Origin of the sequence: Pseudomonas anguilliseptica, assembly GCF_021375795.1 — a bacterium.
Lineage (GTDB): Bacteria > Pseudomonadota > Gammaproteobacteria > Pseudomonadales > Pseudomonadaceae > Aquipseudomonas > Aquipseudomonas anguilliseptica_A.
On record NZ_JAEIOI010000001.1, the window covers coordinates 750,550 to 769,208 of the forward strand.

At 61.9% G+C, this 18,659-nt stretch carries 16 protein-coding genes; 8 read left to right on the top strand and 8 right to left on the bottom strand.

Annotated features, from left to right (window positions below):
- Positions 1 to 147 precede the first annotated feature (147 nt).
- The 5 genes from IOD17_RS03420 (at position 148) to IOD17_RS03440 (ending at position 8,197) form a co-directional block, all read left to right on the top strand.
- Positions 148 to 1,311, top strand: coding sequence for a type III PLP-dependent enzyme (locus IOD17_RS03420; RefSeq protein ID WP_233683695.1), 1,164 nt, complete (start codon positions 148 to 150; stop codon positions 1,309 to 1,311).
- Positions 1,312 to 1,580: 269 nt separating this feature from the next.
- Entirely contained in the window at positions 1,581 to 3,890 is a 2,310-nt protein-coding gene (locus tag IOD17_RS03425) for a TonB-dependent receptor (protein ID WP_233683696.1), read from the top strand.
- A 201-nt stretch (positions 3,891 to 4,091) separates the two neighbouring features.
- A complete protein-coding gene (locus tag IOD17_RS03430; RefSeq protein WP_233683697.1) occupies positions 4,092 to 4,772 on the top strand; it encodes a Fe2+-dependent dioxygenase in 681 nt (226 codons plus the stop codon).
- Positions 4,769 to 5,872, top strand: coding sequence for an alpha-hydroxy acid oxidase (locus tag IOD17_RS03435; RefSeq protein WP_233683698.1), 1,104 nt, complete (start codon positions 4,769 to 4,771; stop codon positions 5,870 to 5,872). The genes IOD17_RS03430 and IOD17_RS03435 overlap by 4 nt, the downstream gene beginning before the upstream one ends.
- 114 nt (positions 5,873 to 5,986) lie before the next feature.
- Positions 5,987 to 8,197 carry a TonB-dependent receptor gene (locus IOD17_RS03440; RefSeq protein ID WP_233683699.1) on the top strand — a complete coding sequence of 737 codons (2,211 nt, stop codon included), beginning with the start codon at positions 5,987 to 5,989 and terminating at the stop codon, positions 8,195 to 8,197.
- A gap of 316 nt (positions 8,198 to 8,513) precedes the next feature.
- Here IOD17_RS03440 and IOD17_RS03445 read toward each other — a convergent pair whose 3' ends face one another.
- The 4 genes from IOD17_RS03445 to IOD17_RS03460 form a co-directional block, all read right to left on the bottom strand.
- Complete coding sequence (locus IOD17_RS03445) at positions 8,514 to 10,064, bottom strand: sulfite reductase subunit alpha (protein WP_233683700.1); 1,551 nt, start codon at positions 10,062 to 10,064, stop codon at positions 8,514 to 8,516.
- 64 nt (positions 10,065 to 10,128) lie between these two features.
- On the bottom strand, positions 10,129 to 11,004 hold the full coding sequence (locus IOD17_RS03450; RefSeq protein WP_233683701.1) for a DUF4198 domain-containing protein: 876 nt from the start codon (positions 11,002 to 11,004) through the stop codon (positions 10,129 to 10,131).
- A gap of 40 nt (positions 11,005 to 11,044) precedes the next feature.
- Positions 11,045 to 11,557 carry a DUF2271 domain-containing protein gene (locus tag IOD17_RS03455; RefSeq protein WP_233683702.1) on the bottom strand — a complete coding sequence of 171 codons (513 nt, stop codon included), beginning with the start codon at positions 11,555 to 11,557 and terminating at the stop codon, positions 11,045 to 11,047.
- 10 nt (positions 11,558 to 11,567) lie between these two features.
- Positions 11,568 to 12,167 carry a PepSY-associated TM helix domain-containing protein gene (locus IOD17_RS03460; protein ID WP_233683703.1) on the bottom strand — a complete coding sequence of 200 codons (600 nt, stop codon included), beginning with the start codon at positions 12,165 to 12,167 and terminating at the stop codon, positions 11,568 to 11,570.
- 192 nt (positions 12,168 to 12,359) lie between these two features.
- On the opposite strand from IOD17_RS03460, the gene IOD17_RS03465 reads away from it, so the two are divergent.
- From IOD17_RS03465 to IOD17_RS03475, 3 genes are read left to right on the top strand one after another with little or no spacing between them, the layout of a single operon-like run.
- Positions 12,360 to 13,103, top strand: coding sequence for a 5-oxoprolinase subunit PxpA (locus tag IOD17_RS03465; protein WP_233684503.1), 744 nt, complete (start codon positions 12,360 to 12,362; stop codon positions 13,101 to 13,103).
- Positions 13,100 to 13,777: a 5-oxoprolinase subunit PxpB gene (gene pxpB / locus IOD17_RS03470; RefSeq protein ID WP_233683704.1), complete on the top strand. Its 678-nt coding sequence runs from the start codon at positions 13,100 to 13,102 to the stop codon at positions 13,775 to 13,777. The genes IOD17_RS03465 and pxpB overlap by 4 nt, the downstream gene beginning before the upstream one ends.
- Positions 13,774 to 14,676: a biotin-dependent carboxyltransferase family protein gene (locus IOD17_RS03475; protein WP_233683705.1), complete on the top strand. Its 903-nt coding sequence runs from the start codon at positions 13,774 to 13,776 to the stop codon at positions 14,674 to 14,676. The genes pxpB and IOD17_RS03475 overlap by 4 nt, the downstream gene beginning before the upstream one ends.
- Here the strand turns inward: IOD17_RS03475 and lnt are convergent.
- The 4 genes from lnt to IOD17_RS03495 form a co-directional block, all read right to left on the bottom strand.
- Complete coding sequence (gene lnt, locus IOD17_RS03480; RefSeq protein WP_233683706.1) at positions 14,673 to 16,193, bottom strand: apolipoprotein N-acyltransferase; 1,521 nt, start codon at positions 16,191 to 16,193, stop codon at positions 14,673 to 14,675. The two genes, IOD17_RS03475 and lnt, sit on opposite strands and share 4 nt — an antisense overlap.
- A gap of 99 nt (positions 16,194 to 16,292) precedes the next feature.
- Positions 16,293 to 17,132 (bottom strand): HlyC/CorC family transporter, encoded by an 840-nt coding sequence (locus IOD17_RS03485; RefSeq protein WP_233683707.1) that lies wholly within the window; start codon positions 17,130 to 17,132, stop codon positions 16,293 to 16,295.
- A gap of 48 nt (positions 17,133 to 17,180) precedes the next feature.
- Positions 17,181 to 17,639 (bottom strand): rRNA maturation RNase YbeY, encoded by a 459-nt coding sequence (gene ybeY / locus IOD17_RS03490; RefSeq protein WP_233683708.1) that lies wholly within the window; start codon positions 17,637 to 17,639, stop codon positions 17,181 to 17,183.
- Entirely contained in the window at positions 17,632 to 18,636 is a 1,005-nt protein-coding gene (locus IOD17_RS03495) for a PhoH family protein (RefSeq protein ID WP_233683709.1), read from the bottom strand. The genes ybeY and IOD17_RS03495 overlap by 8 nt, the downstream gene beginning before the upstream one ends.
- Positions 18,637 to 18,659: the final 23 nt, after the last annotated feature.

Genomic DNA, 18,659 nt, shown 5'->3' on the forward strand with positions numbered 1-18,659 from the left:
AGTAGGCGAACCAAAGTGGGGAAACTGATCAGACGTTCTGCCTGTGCGGGTTAGCCGCCAGGTCTCCCTGAATGGTGGGTGAGTGGCGCTAATGCCGGCTCATCTGCTGAATGCGTTTTAACTGGTTCTGCCAACTGGAGTCCGAGCATGTCGATCAAGGTCGAAGACTATTACGCACCCGCTACTTTTCAGCGCATGAAAGCCTTCGCTGATACCCAGGAAACCCCGTTCGTACTGATCGATACCTCGATCATCAGTCAGGCCTACGACGACCTGCGCGCCGGGTTCGAGTTCGCCAAGGTGTACTACGCGGTCAAGGCCAACCCGGCGGTGGAAATCATCGACCTGCTCAAGGAAAAGGGTTCCAGCTTCGACATCGCCTCGATCTACGAGCTGGACAAGGTGCTCAGCCGTGGCGTGACGCCTGACCGCATCAGCTACGGCAACACCATCAAGAAGTCCAAGGACATCCGCTACTTCTTCGAGAAGGGCGTGCGCCTGTTTGCCACCGACTCGGAAGCCGACCTGCGCAATATCGCCAAGGCCGCGCCGGGCGCGAAAGTCTATGTGCGCATCCTCACCGAAGGCTCGACCACCGCTGACTGGCCGTTGTCGCGCAAGTTCGGCTGCCAGACCGACATGGCCATGGATCTGCTGATCCTTGCCCGTGATCTGGGTCTGGTGCCATACGGCATCTCCTTCCACGTCGGCTCGCAGCAGCGCGACATCTCGGTATGGGATGCGGCGATTGCCAAGGTCAAGGTGATCTTCGAGCGTCTGAAAGAAGAAGACGGTATCGAGCTGAAACTGATCAACATGGGCGGCGGCTTCCCGGCCAACTACATCACCCGCACCAACAGCCTGGAAACCTACGCCGAGGAGATCATCCGCTTCCTCAAGGAAGACTTCGGCGATGACCTGCCGGAAATCATTCTGGAGCCGGGTCGTTCGCTGATCGCCAACGCCGGCATTCTGGTCAGCGAAGTGGTGCTGGTGGCGCGCAAGTCGCGCACCGCCGTGGAGCGCTGGGTGTATGTGGACGTGGGCAAGTTCAGCGGCCTGATCGAAACCATGGACGAGTCGATCAAGTTCCCGATCTGGACCGAGAAGAAGGGGGAAGTGGAAGAAGTGGTGATCGCCGGCCCGACCTGTGACAGCGCCGACATCATGTACGAGAACTACAAGTACGGCCTGCCGCTGAACCTGTCGATCGGTGACCGCCTGTACTGGCTGTCCACCGGTGCCTACACCACCAGTTACAGCGCGGTGGAGTTCAACGGCTTCCCGCCGCTGAAGTCGTTCTACCTGTAATAGCTGCTGCGCAGGGCCAGAAGGCACGGAGTGACCTCCGTGCCTTTTTTCTGTCTGCACCATTTGTGAGTAGCCGCTGGGGCGTGCTGACAGGCGCTATTGCCTGTACTAGAGGCTTCTGCTTGAAGAGTGTGCGCGAGGTTTCAGCGGCGCATCGAGGTGCCTGACAATTTTGTTACAAATTGGTTCCAGTAAACGATATGTAAAGATTGATTGAGAGTGCTTATTAATTAGAATCGCGCCAGTTTCTTAATCCTGGAGTGATTCTCATGCACAAAAATAAGAAGCGCGGTGCTCTTCCGCAGCCTCGCCTGCTGGCCAGCGCCATCGGTTTTGCCATCGCCTCCTGTGCTGGTAGCAGCTTTGCCGCTGAAGCCGAGAAAACCCCGGTTGAGCTGGGTGGCGCAACGATCAAGGGGCAGCAGGACAGCGGTTACAAGGTCGATAAGGCCTCCTCGCCGAAGCAGACTGCGGCCTTGCTGGATACGCCGCAGACGTTCAGCGTGATCCCGGAAGCGCTGTTCAAGGAGCAGGGCGCACGCAACCTGACGGATGTGCTGAGCAACACCCCAGGCATCAGTTTCAACGCCGGTGAAAACGGCTTTGCCAGCGGCACCAACAATTTCAGCCTGCGTGGTTTCGATACCAGCGGCAGCATCTTTATCGACGGCGCGCGCGACAACGGCAGCTACACCCGTGATGTGTTCAACGTCGAGTCAGTTGAAGTGGCCAAGGGCCCGGCGGCCGACAACGGCCGGGGTGGTGCCGGTGGTTACGTCAACCTGGTGACCAAGACCCCGACCATGGAAGAGTTTATTGGCGGCGGCATCAGCTATGCCTTTGACCAGTACGATTCCGAAGCCCGTAAACGCCTGACCCTGGATACCAATCAGGTGGTCAACGACAGCACCGCCGTGCGCCTCAACCTGCTGCTGGAAGACAGTGGTGTGGCCGGGCGTGAGCATGCCGAAAAGAACAGCTGGGGCATCGCGCCTTCGGTGGCGTTCGGCTTGGGCACTGATACCCGAGCAATCGTTGCCTTTGAGCATGTGCAGATGAATGATCGTCCGGATTGGGGTGTGCCGGGTGCCGCGGTCAAGGGTCTCAAAGGCAACACGCCTTATGATCCGGCACTGTCTTCGCTGGATCGTGACACCTTTTACGGCCTCAAGTCCGACTATGACGACACCACTAGCAACACCTTCCTGGCTCGTATTGAGCACGACCTATCGGACGCCATGACATTGAGCAACCAGACGCGCTGGGCGCGGGTTGACCGTGATGCGCGTTACACCATGCCTTTCCAGTACCGCCCGGCTCAACGTGACCTGCTGACGGACACCCAATTCTATGATCGGGTCAACACCAGCTTGAGCAACCAGACCAACCTGGCGGCACAGTTTGCCACCGGCACCTTGCAGCACAATCTGTCCGTCGGCCTGGAGTTGACGCGCGAGGAGTCAGAGGCGCGCGCCTATGCGGAGGTGCGACCGCAGGTTACGGTTGATCCATTCAACCCGGATTGGCAGCGCACAGGGCCAACTGCCAAGCGCGGTCAACTGCGTGAAACCAGCGAAGTCACCGTTGATACTGTTGCCTTGTATCTGTACGACACCATCCAATTGAATGAGCAGTGGCAGCTCACAGGCGGGATGCGCCTGGAAAACTATCAAGTTGATATCAGTAGCAAGACCGTTGCTGGTGCGCCTGTTGGCCCGGATGGCTACGATGACACCGAGTTCACTGTGGCCGGCAAGCTGGGTCTGGTGTACAAGCCGGTCGAGTACGGCAGCATCTATGTGGCCTATGGTCGTTCGATTCAGCCGGCAGGTTCTTTCCTGTCTGGTACGGATATTTCGCGGGTCAATGGCCAGGCCATGCCGGGGCTGTTGAAAGGTGCCGATCCAGTCAAGGCTGACAACTACGAGCTGGGCACCAAGTGGGATTTCTTCGATCAGCGTTTGTCGACGGCTGCCGCACTGTTTTATACCGAGAAGCGGGTTGCGATCAGTGGTCTTGATAACGGTGAGGCGGGGACTGCCTATCTCAAGGGGTATGGCGAGCAGATCGTTAAAGGTCTGGAGCTGAGTGCCACCGGCAAGATTACCGACAACTGGAATGTGTTTGCGGGCGTTGTCTTCATGGATAGTCAGCGTAAGCACAGCGCCTATCTGGACCAGGTGCGCAAGAACGCCAACCCAGGTGACTATGGCGTGGTTGATCGTACCAGTGGTGACGAGCTGGCCTTCAGTCCGCGAGTGTCTGGCAGCCTGTGGACGACATATCGTCTACCGGTTGGCGTGACCATTGGCGCCGGCGCCAAGCATGTGGGCTCATCCTACTTAGGTCGCCCGGACGATGCCGAGCGCATTATCCCCAACGGCGCAGTGGGCAAGCTGCCGAGCTACACCACCTTTAATGCGATGGCGTCCTACGCGGTCAATCCAAACCTGGATGTACGGGTCAACCTGGATAACCTGACCGATGAGGAATACGCCGTTTCCACCAACTGGAATGGTCGTCGCGCCATGCTTGGTGATCCACGCACCCTGACCCTGAGCACCGACTTCCGCTTCTGAGTTGCTCAGGCCGTAAACGCGCCCCGGATGCCTTGGTATCCGGGGCGTTTTTATTGGTTCTGCGGCATCCTCGTGGAGGATTTATTGGGCTGGATCAACGGTCCTGGTGCGCGGCGCTGTCATAGTGCGTCTCAGCTATTTAGAATCATTTGCAACTGTTTGGTGGCGGGCGCTCAGGGCGACCGGTGAGGAGGGCAAATCATGATGTTGAACATTGCCGATGTGCTGACGCCCGAGCAGGTGCGTGAGTGCCGTCAGGTGTTTGAACAGGCCAGTTGGCAGGATGGTCGGCTGACTGCCGGGCATCAGGCGGTGAAGGCCAAGGCCAATCAGCAACTGGCGCAGGATGATCCGCTGACGGTGCAGATTGGCGACTTTATCGTGCAGCGCCTGGGCAACCATCCGCAGTTTGTTTCGGCCGCCTTGCCGCTGAAGGTATTGCCGCCGCGCTTCAACCGCTATACCGGTGGTGGCACCTATGGCAACCACATCGACAATGCGATTTTCAGTGTGCCGGGCACGCCGCATCGGGTGCGCAGTGACCTGTCGGCCACGCTGTTTTTCAGTGATCCGGACGAGTACGACGGCGGCGAGCTGGTGGTCGAAGACAGTTACGGCAGCCACCGCGTCAAGCTGCCGGCCGGGCATCTGGTGCTATATCCCGGCAGCAGTTTGCATCGGGTTGAGCCGGTGACTCGGGGTACACGCTATGCGGCGTTTTTCTGGATTCAGAGCCTGGTGCGTGATGACACCCAGCGCAGTCTGTTGCTGGAACTGGACCGGGCAGTGCAGGCGCTGACCCTGGAAGTGCCGGAGAGTGCCGAACTGGCTCGCTTGACCGGGGTTTATCACAACCTGCTGCGCCAATGGGCCAACACATGACCGACCTGCCGTTGCCGAAACTGACGCAGATCCCGCCAAGCGTCGCCGCTGTGGCGGACTATGAGCCCCTGGCCCGCGAGCGCATGAGCGCCCAGGCCTGGGCCTATATCGCCGGTGGTGCGGCTGATGAGCTGACCCTGGCGCAGAATCAGGCGGCGTTTCAGCGCATTCGCCTGCGCACGCGGGTGTTGGCTGACCTCAGCGGTGGTAATACCCATCTGCAGCTGTTTGGTCAGGCCTTTGCTCATCCGATTTTCCTCGCGCCGGTGGCCTATCAGCAGTTGGCGCATACTGACGGTGAATTGGCTACGGTGCTGGCGGCATCGGCGGTACAGGCCGGTATGGTGCTGAGCACTCAGGCCAGCGTGTCGCTTGAGGCGGTGGCCGAGCAGGCGCATAACCCGTTGTGGTTCCAGCTGTATATCCAGCCGGATCGGGCTTTTACCGAGGCGCTGGTCAGGCGCGCCGAAGCAGCGGGATATCAGGCGTTGGTGCTGACGGTGGATGCACCGGTCAACGGCGTGCGCAACCGTGAACAGCGCGCCGGTTTCTTTCTGCCCGAGGGCGTTGAGGCGGTCAATCTGCGTGGCATGCAGCCGCTGCGCGAGAGTGCGCCGCCCAGCGGTGGCCTGTTGCTCGGTGGTGCGTTAATGGCGGCAGCGCCTGGCTGGGCGGACGTGCAGTGGCTGCGTTCACTGACGCGCCTGCCGATCCTGCTCAAAGGCGTGATGACTGCCGAAGATGCGCAGCGCGCGGTAGCCGAAGGCGTCGACGGCATCATTGTCTCCAACCATGGCGGGCGCACTCTGGACGGCCAGCCGGCGACCATCGAAGTGCTGGCGGATATCGCCGCCGCAGTGCAAGGGCGCGTGCCGCTGCTGCTCGATGGCGGTATCCGTCGCGGTACGGACGTATTCAAGGCCCTGGCCCTGGGTGCCGATGCCGTATTGGTCGGGCGGCCCTATGTGTATGGCCTGGCTGCGGCGGGGGCGAGTGGTGTGGCGCATGTGGTGCAGTTGCTGCGTGCTGAGCTGGAAGTGGCCATGGCGCTGACCGGGTGTCGTGATCTGGCCAGTATTGGTGCGGAGAGCCTGATGTAGAAAAAGTAAGACGCAGGGAACTTAATGCAAATAAAAGTGTAAATTTGTATTGCTTGGTAATGATTATCAAATAGAATCACGCCTCGTTTTTATCTGGGGGTGGTTCTCATGGGTATGGGTCAACAAGTCGGCAACCTGCCGCAGCGTCGTCTTCTGGCTACGGCCATCGGTCTGGCTGTAGCGTCCTGGACGGGCGCAGGCATGGCAGCCGAGCAAGTGCCGCAAAAGACCAAAACACCGGTCGAACTGGGCAGCGTGACGGTCAAGGGCCAGCAGGCCGAAAGTTACAAGACCGAAACCTCGTCTTCCGCCAAGTACGCGGTGCCGCTACTCGATACCCCGCAGACCATCACCGTGGTGCCACAGGCGCTGCTCAAGGAGCAGAAAGCCCTGAGCATGAAAGAAGTGCTGGCCAACGTCTCCGGTATCACCTTTAACGCCGGTGAGGGCGGTGGTGGTTCAGGTGACAGCATCAACATCCGTGGCTTCAGTGCCAACGCCAACATGCAGATCGATGGCCTGCGCGACAGCTCGCAGAACAACCGTACCGACACCTTCAATATCGAAGCCGTCGAAGTCATCAAAGGCCCCAACTCGGTCTTTGGCGGCTCCGGTACCACCGGCGGCAGCATCAACCAGGTCAGCAAGCAGCCACGTCAGCGTGACTTCACCGAAATCGGTGCCAGTCTGGGCACGGACAACTACCACCGCCTGACTCTGGACACCAACCAGACCCTGGAAGGCGTGGGCACCGGCAGTGCCGTGCGCCTCAATCTGATGGCCCATGAGAACGATGTTCCGGGTCGTGACTATGTCGACCGTCAGCGCTGGGGTATTGCTCCGTCGCTGCTGCTGGGCCTGAGCGAATCGACTCGTCTGACCCTCAGCTATCTGCATCAGAACGATGACAACCTGCCTGATTACGGTGTGCCGGCTTTCGACGGCAAGCGCCTGGCTGGTGTTGACCGCGAAGGTTTCTTCGGCTGGAAGAACATCGACAAGGAAGAGATTCAGACCGACGCCTTTACGGTCAAATTCGAACACGACTTCAACGACAACCTGCGCTTGCAGAACCTCAGCCGTTACAGCCAGGTCAAGCGTGATACGGTCATTTCGGCCTCCCACGTCAACCTGGCCGTCGCCCCGGCTGGGCAATACCGGCCTGCCGGTCCGCAGGGCTATGGCCGTGATGTGACCAGCGAGATGTGGATCAACCAGACCAACCTGACCGCGTATTTCGACACCTTCGGCCTGGGCCACACCCTGGTGACGGGTGTTGAGGTCTCGCGTGAGGATTACCACCGCAACACTTACAGCTATGGTTTGAATTTCGCCGGCCGCAGCTTCGATCTGGGTAACCCGCCAGGTTATTACACCGGGCCGATCAACAAGGCTCGCTCCGCTGAAACCAGCACCCAGCTGGATAACGAAGCGATTTATGTCTTCGACACCCTGGCCCTGAACGAGCAGTGGGACCTGAGCCTGGGCCTGCGTTATGACTGGATCAAAGGTGACTCGAAGAACGTCGCGCTGCCAGCTGGTACCGTGACGCGCCTGGATTCGCGTGACAAGGAGCTCAGCGGCCGTGCCGGGGTGGTCTACAAACCGACCGAAAATGGACGCATCTACCTGGCTTACGGTACGTCCTTCAACCCGGCGGCGGAGAACCTGGCGTCTTCCGGGGCACTGACTGCTGCTGCCACCGAGCTGGACCCGGAAGAGAACGAAACCTGGGAACTGGGTACCAAGTGGGAGCTGCTCAATAACCGCCTGCAACTGGATGCTGCGCTGTTCCGTGTCGAAAAGACCAACGCCCGTGAAACCATGGCCGATGGCTCGACCCAGCTGGCAGGTGAGCAGCGTGTGCAGGGCGTTGAGTTTGGTGTGACCGGTCGGATTACCGATCAGTGGAACGTCTACGCCAACTACACCTTCCTCGACAGTGAAACCCTCAAGGCCGCAGACACTGCTGCCGGTATCGCCCGTGAAGGTCAGGCGCTGGGCAACACCCCGCCGCGTTCGTTCAACCTGTGGAGCACCTACGAGCTGCCAGCCGGCTGGCGCGTGGGTTACGGTGCGCGTTATGCCAGCGAGCGTAACGTGACTTCCAGCGACAACGCCAAGCTGGATGCCTACTGGGTGCACAACGCCATGATCGGCTACAAGGTGACCGATGAGCTTGATCTGCAGTTGAACATGAACAACCTGTTCGACAAGGAGTATGTGCAAAGCGTGCGGCAGAACGTGGGGCTGAATACCCGCTCTTCGGCGATCGAGTACGGCGATGCACGTTCGGCGGTGCTCTCGGCGACTTACAGCTTCTAAGCCTGTCAGGGTCGCTACCGCCAGATTGGGTTGGCCGGTAGCAACCATCCGCTGACGCGAAACCCCGGCCACTGCCTGCAGTGGCCGGGGTTTTGTTTTATGCAGCTATTCAATGGTTGCGCGGGAGTTGGCAGGCTGACGGTGATACATCGTTGGGATCAAGTGAACGTATCGCTGCCCGCGTCTACACGTGTTGGCATCGACATAAGGCTAAGCGTCGGCGTGCCAGCCGTTGTGCTGTGTATCCCAGGGGCGGTTTGCTCGCACGCGCTTATCGCGCTGGCGCGTGTGGTCTTGTCAGTCGAGCAATGTGCTGTCAGTACAGATCGCGGCGGTAGCGGCCGCTCTGACTCAGCTGTTCCAGCTGCTCATCACCCAGCAGTTGGCGCAGGCAGGCGTCGACATCGCGGCCCATGCCGTCGAGGCTGCCGCACAGGTAAATGGCTGCGCCGTCAGCCAGCCAGGCGTGCAGGGTACTGGCGGCGTCGCGCAGGGCGTCCTGCACATAGCGTTGCGGGTTGCCGTCACGCGAATAGGTGAGGTCGAGGCGTGCGAGGTGGCCGCTGTGCTGCCAGGCGCGTAGCTCGTCGATCAGCAGGGCGTCGTGGGCGGCGTGGCGTTCGCCAAACAGCAGCCAGTTGCGTGAGTGTGGATTGGCTGTGCGCTCCTGCAGGTGCGCGCGCAGGCCGGCGAGACCGCTGCCGCTGCCGATCAGAATCAGCGGTGTGGCGGCGGCCGGGCCATGAAAGCCGGGGTTGCGGCGGATACGCAGGTCGATCTGGCTGCCCACTTCGGCATGCTGGCACAGCCAGCCGGAGCCCAGTCCTGGGCTGCCGTCAGCCTGGTGCTGCAGGCGTACCAACAGGTCGAGGCTGCCACTGCTGCGGCATGAGGCAATTGAATATTCGCGGTGTGGCAGGGGCGTCAGTGTGGCAAGCCACTGCGCGATGTCGCCGTCAGCTGGCCGGCTTGTCGGCAGATGGCGATGGCTCAAGGCATCGCTTAGCAGCTGGCCATCCGTTAAGCGCTGTTGCGGATCAAGGCCGAGTTGCTGCAGGCAGGCATTGATGCGCTGCGGGGCATGCCGTGGGCCGACTTCGACAATATCGCCGGCGCGCCACTCGACGTCTTCGCTGCTGCTCAGGCGCAGTTGGAAGATCGGGGCGCCGATGCTGTCAGGGTTGAGACAGTGGCGCTGCGTCAGTTGCCAAGGGCGATAGTGCGCGGGCTGCCAGTCGACAAAATCGCTGTTGCCGCTGAGGTGGCCAAGTTGTTGCTGCCAGTGGCGCAGGGTACCGGCATCGAGGTTGTCGACGCACAGCAGGTCGAACAGTGGCTGCGCTTTAAGTGCGTGCAGGCGTTGCTGCAGGCGTTGGCCAAAGGCGCAGAACTGCGGGTAGCTGCTGTCACCCAGGGCCAGGATGGCGAAGTGCAGTTGCGGCAGCGGTTGTTGGGCATGCAGGGCACGCTCAAAGCGTGCGGCGTTATCGGGTGCTTCGCCGTCACCGTAGGTGCTGACTACCAGCAGCAGGCGCTCAAGCGTTGCCAGTTGTGTGCTGTCCAGTTGGTTGAGTGCGATACACCGTGTCGGTGTGCCGCTGGCGAGCAGTTGCGCGCAGCTGCGTTCGGCCAGGTGCTGCGCCTGGCCGCCCTGGCTGGCGTAGGCAATCAGCAGTTCGCCGGCCTGGCCGGATGGAGTACGGCGCTGTGGCCAGCAGTAGTGCAGGCACAGGGCGAGATAGGTGAGGCTGATCAGCCCCGCGCTGAGTTCGCGCGCAGGTTGCAGCCAGAACAACAGACCGGCCAGCAGCAGGCAGGTCGGCAGTGGCCAGTGGCGCAGGGCGTGAAGTCGTGGGGCGGTGATCAAGTCGAGTCGTCAGCTAAAAGGTGGGAAGCGCTGTCGCCGGGCGGCGACAGCGTTCGGGCTGGCATCAGGGCGCCAGCACTTCCAGGGTCGCGCTGTAAGAGGCGCGGCGCTCGGTGGCGGGTGCAGTGACGCCGTCCTTGCTGCTCAGCTCGGCTTCCAGCCAGTACATGCCGGCGTTCGGCCAGGTGATGCTGATCTTGCCGGCGGCGTCGCTGGTGGTTTTGATCTCGCCCAGATCGTCGCGGTAACGGTTGCCACCGGGGATCACGCTGACCTCAACGCCAGCGGCCGGCTTGCCATCGAGCAGCAGGGTGAATTCCGCGGTTTCACCGGCGAACAGGTCGTTGGGGTGGGTGATCGGTGCCAGCTCAAGGCCCACGCCGGTGGTTTTCAGCACCGTAGTGGTCGGGTTGCCGGAGGTGACGAAAACTTCCATGCGGCTGTTGTTCTGCGCCACTTTCAGCTCGGCGGCGCCTGCCGGTATCTGCTTGGCGAAGTCTTCGGCCTTGCCCATCCAGCGCTTGTTCTCCTGGCCTTCTTTCCAGCTGGCGAACAGACCGCTGTTGGCAATGGCCAGCTTGTAGGTGCCTTTCTGGGTCAGGTGCAGGTCGAAGGTGCTGCGGTAACGGCCGATGCTGCCGTTCTCGGCTTTGGCGGCGCTGCCATCCGGAGCGAACAGTTGCAGCACGGCGGCCGGGCGCGGGCGCATGCCGGGTGGGCCGCCAGCGGGGGCGTTGTCGAGATTGCCGATGCCCTGAATACGCAGCGGGAAGTGCTCGAAGTAGAACAGGTCATTGGACACGGCGGCGTCGACGGTGACCCAGGGATCTTCACCGGACAGGACCGTGGCCGATGGCAGCATCCAGGCGCGGTGGGCCTGGGCGGACAGCGGCAGGCAGATGGCCAGGGTCAGGGCGGTCCATTTTACGAGTGGGTGCATGGCAGTCTTCCTTAATGGCAGTGATGCAAGGGGCTGAGGTTCAAGGCGTCAGTTGCAGGGTGATCTGGCCTAGCTCGCTGCTGCCCTGAACGCTCTGGTTGGAGGCTTGCTTGGGTGGCCAGGTGAACGGCAGGCGCAGCAGTTCGCGGCCGCCCACTTCACGGGCGGCTTCCACCACCACGCGGTATTCGCCGGCGGGTAACTGTTTGAAAGGCGCATCGGCGCTGCTGAAGCTCAGGCTCTGCGCGCCCACTGCGCGGGTTGCGCCGCTGACGCCGTCAACCGGCATCTCCAGGCTGCGGCCGCTGCGGCGCCACCATTGGCGCAGGTCTTTGAGCCACTTCTCGCCTTCCTTGTCCTTGAGCTTCTGGTCGTACCACACCGCCAGGTTGGCGACATGCTTCTGGTCCGGTTGCTCCAGCCAGATGGCCACATAGGGGCGGTGGTATTCGGCCACCTGCAGGCGCGGGATTTCCACCTCCAGCTTCACGTCGGCAGCCAGCACCGGGGTGCTCAAAAGGGCGCACAGGGGCAACAGCAAGCGTTTTGGCATAACGATGTCCTTAGTGAATAAACAGCAGAGCCAGCAGAACAGGGAGTACCAGGCCCAGGCCGAGCATCGGCCAGGTGCTGGGGCGGTTGCCGGCATAGCGTTGCAGCAACAGCAGGCCGCTGAGGCTGAACACCACGCAGAGCACGGCAAATACGTCGATAAACCAGGCCCACGCAGTGCCGGTATTACGGCCCTTGTGCAGGTCATTCAGGTAGGCGATCCAGCCCCGGTCGGTGGACTCGAACTCCAGTGCGCCGGATTCGATATCCAGGCTCAGCCAGGCATCGCCACCGGGGCGCGGCAAGCCGATATACAGCTCGCCATCCGACCATTCGGCGTCTCGGCCATCCAGGCGAATCGCCAGCTCGGCCTCCAGCCACCGACGCAGCTCCAGCGGCAGGCCCTGGCTGGGTTGTTTGTCTTGCAGCGCGGTCTGCAGCGCCTCGGGCAGTTGCGCCTGATGATTGGTCACCCGGGGTTTTGCTTCGATCTGCGTGGCATGGTTCAGGGTGATGCCGGTTACGGCAAACAACAGCATGCCGGCCAGACACAGCGCCGAGCTGATCCAGTGCCATTGGCGCAGGGTGCCGAGCCAGAAGGAGTGAGGCATAGCCAAGTCTTGTCAGTGGGTTTGGGGTTCAGGGTGGCGATTCTAGTGAATTTTTAATGCTAAGCATGATTATTTACAAACAATATACATTCCTATTGAAGTGTGATGATCTCTTCGTACCTGGACACGGCCGTGGCTGGGCATGCTTGGGCGGGCTTCCCGTCGCCGCAATGCGCCACTAAGCTGATGGGCATGAAAAGAATCCTGCTGAACTGCGACATGGGTGAAAGCTTCGGCGTATGGCGCATGGGCGATGACGTGCATGCCATGCCGCTGATTGATCAGGCCAACCTGGCGTGTGGCTTTCATGCCTCCGACCCGTTGACCATGCAGCGCACCGTCGCCCTGGCGGTAGAGCATGGCGTGAGCATTGGTGCGCACCCGGCCTATCCGGATTTGCTTGGTTTCGGCCGTCGGCATATCGCCTGCTCGCCAGAGGAGGTCACCGCGCTGGTGCTGTATCAGCTTGGCGCCCTAGAGGCTTTCTGCCGCGCGGCTGGCGCCCAGCTGGCCTACGTCAAACCGCATGGCGCGTTGTACAACGACCTGGTGCGTGACGATGCGCTGTTCAACGCGGTGCTTGAGGCCTGCGCCAGTTACCGCAAGGGCTTGCCGCTGATGGTGCTGGCGCTGGCCGACAACAGCCGCGAGCTGCGCCTGGCTGATGCTGCGGATGTGCCGTTGATGTTCGAGGCCTTTGCCGACCGCGCCTATCTGGCCGACGGGCAGTTGGCTCCCCGGCGTTTGAGCGGTGCGGTGCACCATGATCCGCAGCGGATTTTTCAGCAGGCCCTGGCGATTGCCCAAGGCGAGCCGTTTGCCGATATCGATGGCAAGCCGCTGCAGTTGCGCGCCGACAGCCTGTGCGTGCATGGCGATAACGCCGATTCGCTGGCCGTACTGCGGCGTTTGCGGGCCAGCCTGGACGCTCTATGATCCGCCTCGAACCGGCCGGTGCCGAGGCGCTGCTGCTGGTGCTTGCCGAGCAGCCGGATACGCAGTTGCCGCAGCGGATCGCGTTGCTGGCCGAGCGTATCCGTGGCGAGTTGGGTGAGGTGCTGACGGATCTGGTGCCGGGTTGGACCAGCTTGTTGTTGCACTACGACCTGCTGCGCACCGATCACCTGGAGCTGGCCGAGCGACTCAAACCGCTGCTGGAGCGCTGGCTGGCCGACCCCTTTGTCACGCAGGCCGGGCGGCTGCATGAAATCCCCATTTGCTACAACGGTGAAGACCTTGCCGAGGTCGCGCGTCTGTGTCAGCTCAGTGTCGCTCAGGTGATCGAGCTGCATGCGGCGACCGAGTACCGCGTTGGCGCGATTGGTTTTGCTCCAGGCTTTGCCTACCTCGGCGAGCTGGACGCGCGCCTAGCGTTACCGCGCCGCGCCACCCCGCGTCTCGCGGTGCCGGCCGGTAGCCTGGCAATTGCCGAGCGGCAGACGGCGATCTACCCGCACAGCTCGCCCGGCGGCTGGCACCTAATTGGTCGTTGCCCCTGGTCGTTGTTCGACGCTGCACAAACCCCGCCATGCCCGCTGGCGCTGGGTGACCGGGTGCGTTTTCGCCGTATCGACGAGCGCGACTTTATTCGCGAAGGCGGTCAGCCATGAGCGGCCTGCGGGTGCTCAAGCCAGGGCCGCAAAGCCTGTTGCAGGATGCTGGGCGGCGCGGCTGGCAACACTTGGGCGTATCGCCCGCCGGGCCGCTGGATTGGCACGGTGCGGCCTGGGCCAATCATCTGCTGAACAATCCCTGGGGCACGCCGCTGCTGGAAATCGCCTTGGGCGGCGTCGCGTTGCAGGCCGAAGTCGATACCTGGGTGGCGGTGTGCGGCGCTCAAGTGCCGCTGAGTCTGGATGATCAGCCGCAGCCGCTGTGGACGCGCCTGCCATTGCGCAAAGGCCAGCTGTTGCGCCTGGGCTTTGCCCGTAGCGGTCAACGTGCCTATCTGGCAGTGGCTGGCGGTTTTGTCGCCAAGCCGCTGCTGGGCAGCGTTAGCGTGCAACTGCGCGAAGGGCTGGGACGGACTGTGCAGGCGGGTGATCTGCTGGCCTGCCGGCCCGCACATTTCACTCATGTTGCCAGCGTGCCCTGGCCTTATCTGCCGGATTACCGCTGCAAACCCTTGCTGCGGGTGATTACCGGCGGCGATGCGGCGAGTTTCGGGGAAGACCAGTTGCAGGGCTTTTTCGCCCAGACCTGGCAGCTCAGCCCGCACTCTGACCGCATGGGCGCGCGACTGCTTGGCGAGGCCATGCAGCCGCCTGTGCGGCAATGGTCATTGGGCGTTGCTCGTGGAGCGATTCAGGTGCCGCCGGATGGTCAGCCGATCATCCTCCAGGCCGACCACCAGAGCATGGGCGGTTACCCGCTGCTCGGTTGGTTGCACCCGCTCGATCAGGGCCGTCTGGCGCAATGCCCGGCGCACCATCCGCTGCGTTTCACCCCGGTGAGCATCGGTGACGCGCAGGCTGAGCTGCGCGAGTTCTACCGATTTTTTCGTCGTTAAAGCGTTTTAGCCATACGACTGGCCATCAACGCCCAGGCAAATAGCCCCAGGCAGATAATCAGCATGGGCCAACCACGCCACTGCAAATAAGGCGTGAGTCCCTGCATTGGTTGTACCTGGCCATAGAGCACTGCCTGTTCGAATTGCGGCAATTGCATGGTGATCTGGCCTTGCGGGTCGATCAGCGCGGTGACGCCGTTGTTGGTGGCGCGGATCATCCAGCGTCCAGCTTCCAGGGCGCGCATCTGCGCCATCTGCAGGTGCTGCAGCGGGCCGATGGAGCGGCCGAACCAGGTGTCGTTGCTGATGGTCAGCAGCAGGTCGCTCTGTGCGGCCAGGCTGGCGGCGAATTCGGGGTAGACCACTTCGTAGCAAATCAACGAGGCCAGGGCGTAGCCCTTGGCTTGCAGCAGGCCCTGGTCGGCCGAGCCACGGGCGAAGTCGGACATTGGCAGGTCAAAGAAGGCGATCAACCCGCGCAGCAGGTCCTGCAGTGGCACGTATTCACCAAAGGGCACCAGCTTCTGTTTGAGGTAGTCGCCGCTGCCCTGACCGACCACGCTGATACCGTTGTAGTAACGCGGTTCGCCGCGCTCGTTGCTCTGACGAATCGGCACGCCGGTGATTAGTGCGGCATTGCGGTCGTTGGCGAAGCGATTGATCACGCCCAGGTAACCCTGGGCGCGGTCCTTGAGCACAGGGATGGCGGTTTCCGGCCAGATGATCAGGTCGGTCGGCTTGGCGCTGAAGGTCATGTCGCGGTACAGCGCGAGCTGCGCATTGAGCTGCTCGGGGTCCCACTTCAGGTTCTGTTCGATATTGCCCTGCATGGCGGCCACGCTCAGCGGCTCACCCTGCGGCTGGGTCCAGGCGTGGTCCTTGAGGGCGATGCCGGCGACCCATGGCGCAATTAACAGCACCACGCCGATGGCGAGAAACGTCTTGCGCGCGCGCAGTTGCGCCAGATTCACCAGCAGCGCGGCACTCAGGGCCAAGGCAAAGGACAGCAGCCATACACCACCGACTGGGGCCAAGCCGGCCAGCGGGCCATCCAGTTGGCTGTAGCCGGCGTAGAGCCAGGGAAAACCGGTGAGAAACCAGCTACGGAAGGCCTCTTGGGCTAGCCACAGGGCGGCGAAGGCCAGGGCGTCGGCCAGCGGCGCTTCGACCCGGCGCAACCAGCGTGTCCAGACCCAGGCGCTGAGGGCGAACAGCAGGCCAAGGCCGCCGACAAACAGCAATGTCAGAAACACCGCCAGCGGCGGCGAGGCGGCGCCGTAATCGTGGATGCTCACATACACCCAGCTGGTGCCCGCAGCAAACAGGCCAAAGCCGTAGCTCCAGCCGCGCAGAGCGGCGTGGCGTGGCGTCAGGTCACGCAGGCCGAGGTAGAACAGGGCGATGGACAACAGGGCCAGCGGCCACAGGTCATAAGGTGCCAGCGCCAATGGCGTGATGGCCCCCGCGACAAGCGCGATCAGGGTGCCGGGCCAGCCAGGTCGAGTTATCCAGTGCATTGCATGCAGGTCCTTGGATTGCGGTGGCGCAAGGGTAAAGCGCGCGAGCAGGCGGGGGAAGTGGCCCGCCGGCCACCATTGCCGGTGGCCGGCTGCAGATCAGTTATTGATCGGCGTCAGGCGCAGCAGATGAATGCGCCGGCTGTCGGCGTTGAGCACGCGGAAGCGGAACTCGCCGATCTCGGTGACTTCATTGCGCTTGGGCAGGTGGCCGAAGGCGCTCATCACCAGGCCGCCGACGGTGTCGAATTCATCGTCGGAGAATGTGGTGTCGAAGGCTTCGTTGAAGCTGTCGATCGGCGTCAGCGCCTTGACCAGGAAATCGCCGGAGGGCAGCGGTTTGACGTAGCTGTCTTCTTCCACATCGTGCTCGTCTTCGATGTCGCCGACGATCTGCTCAAGCACGTCCTCAATGGTCACCAGGCCGGCAACGCCGCCGTACTCATCGATGACCACGGCCATGTGATTGTGGTTGGCGCGAAATTCACGCAGCAGCACGTTGAGGCGCTTGGACTCGGGCACGAAGGTGGCCGGGCGCAGCAAGTCCTTGATATTGAAGTTGGGCTGTTCGCCCGAGAGGATCAGTGGCAGCAGATCCTTGGCCAGCAGGATGCCGACCACATCGTCGAGGCTTTCGCCCACCACCGGGTAGCGTGAGTGCGCCGCTTCGATGATCGCCGGCAGGAATTCCTTGGGCGACTGATTGGCCTTGATGCTCATCATCTGTGAGCGCGGCACCATAATGTCGCGTACCTGCAGGTCGGCGACCTGAATTGCACCTTCAACGATGGCCAGTGCTTCGCTGTCGAGCAGCTTGTTCTGGTGCGCTTCGCGCAGCACTTCCAGCAGTTCTTTGCGGTTCTTCGGCTCATGAGCAAAAGCCTGGGTCAGTCGGTTGAACCAGGACTTCTGCTCGTTGCTCGATCGATCTTCGCTCATGGTGGTTACTCAGGAACCTTCTGTTGTGTCTGTGGGGGTGGCAAATAATTATTCGTGGTCGGCGTAAGGGTCGGGATGCCCCAGCTCAGCCAGCAATTCGCGTTCCAACGCTTCCATCTCTTCGGCTTCTTCATCCTCGATATGGTCGTAGCCGAGCAGATGCAGGCAGCCGTGGATCACCAGATGTGCCCAGTGCGCTTCACTGGTTTTCGCCTGTTCCTGGGCTTCGCGCTCAACCACCGGCACGCAGATCACCAGGTCGCCGAGCAACGGGATGTCCAGCAGTTCATCCGGCACATCGGCAGGGAAGGATAGTACGTTGGTGGCGTAATCTTTATGACGCCAGGTGTGATTGAGCTCGCGGCCCTCGGCTTCGTCGACCAGGCGGATGGTCAGCTCCGAATCGGCTGTGCGCTGGCGCAGGGCGATCGCGCACCAGGCGCGAAACTGCGCCTCGCTCGGCAGGTTCGCGGCGTCGCTGGCGATTTGCAGGTCAAGCTCAAGCATTGCGCTCATCCTGCTCGTCATCCAGCTTGCCGTGCATGCGGTTGTCGTAGCGCTCGTAGGCTTCGACGATGCGTTGCACCAGCGGATGGCGCACCACGTCCTTGGGTTTGAAGTGGGTAAAGCTGATGCCCGGCACATCGCGCAGCACGTCGATCACATGGGTCAGGCCGCTTTTGGTGCCACGCGGCAGGTCGACCTGGGTGATGTCACCGGTGATCACCGCTGTCGAGCCGAAGCCGATGCGGGTGAGGAACATCTTCATCTGTTCCAGGGTGGTGTTCTGGCTTTCATCGAGGATGATAAAGCTGTTGTTCAGCGTGCGGCCGCGCATATAGGCCAGCGGTGCGACTTCGATCACCTGTTTCTCGATCAGCTTGGCCACCTGCTCGAAGCCGAGCATCTCGTACAGCGCGTCGTACAGCGGACGCAGGTACGGGTCGATCTTCTGCGACAGATCGCCGGGGAGGAAGCCGAGCTTTTCACCCGCTTCTACCGCCGGACGCACCAGCAGGATGCGGCGAATCTGTTCGCGCTCCAGGGCATCTACGGCAGCTGCTACGGCGAGATAGGTTTTGCCGGTGCCGGCCGGGCCGATGCCGAAGTTGATATCGTGGTCGAGGATGGCTTTGACGTAGCGCTGCTGATTGGCGCCGCGTGGGCGAATCATGCCCTTGCGGGTGCGCAGGGCAACGCTGGCCTCGACGGTCGGATTGCTCAGCTCCTCGATACCGGATTCCTGCAGAAACAGGTGCACCAGGTCGGGCGACAGTTCGGTGCTTTGGGTTTCGCGGTAGAGGCGGCGCAGCAGTTGCTCGGCGGCGCGGGTCTGGCCGGCGGTGCCGACCAGTTCGAACTGGTTGCCACGGTTGCGCAACTCGATGCCCAGGCGCTGTTCGATCAGGCGCAGGTGTTCATCAAATTGGCCGCACAGGTTGGCGAAGCGGCGGGCCTCAAAGGGTTCAAGGATAAAGCGGAGCGGTTCTATGGGCGCGTTCAAGGTCGTGTGATGGCCGCCAGTCG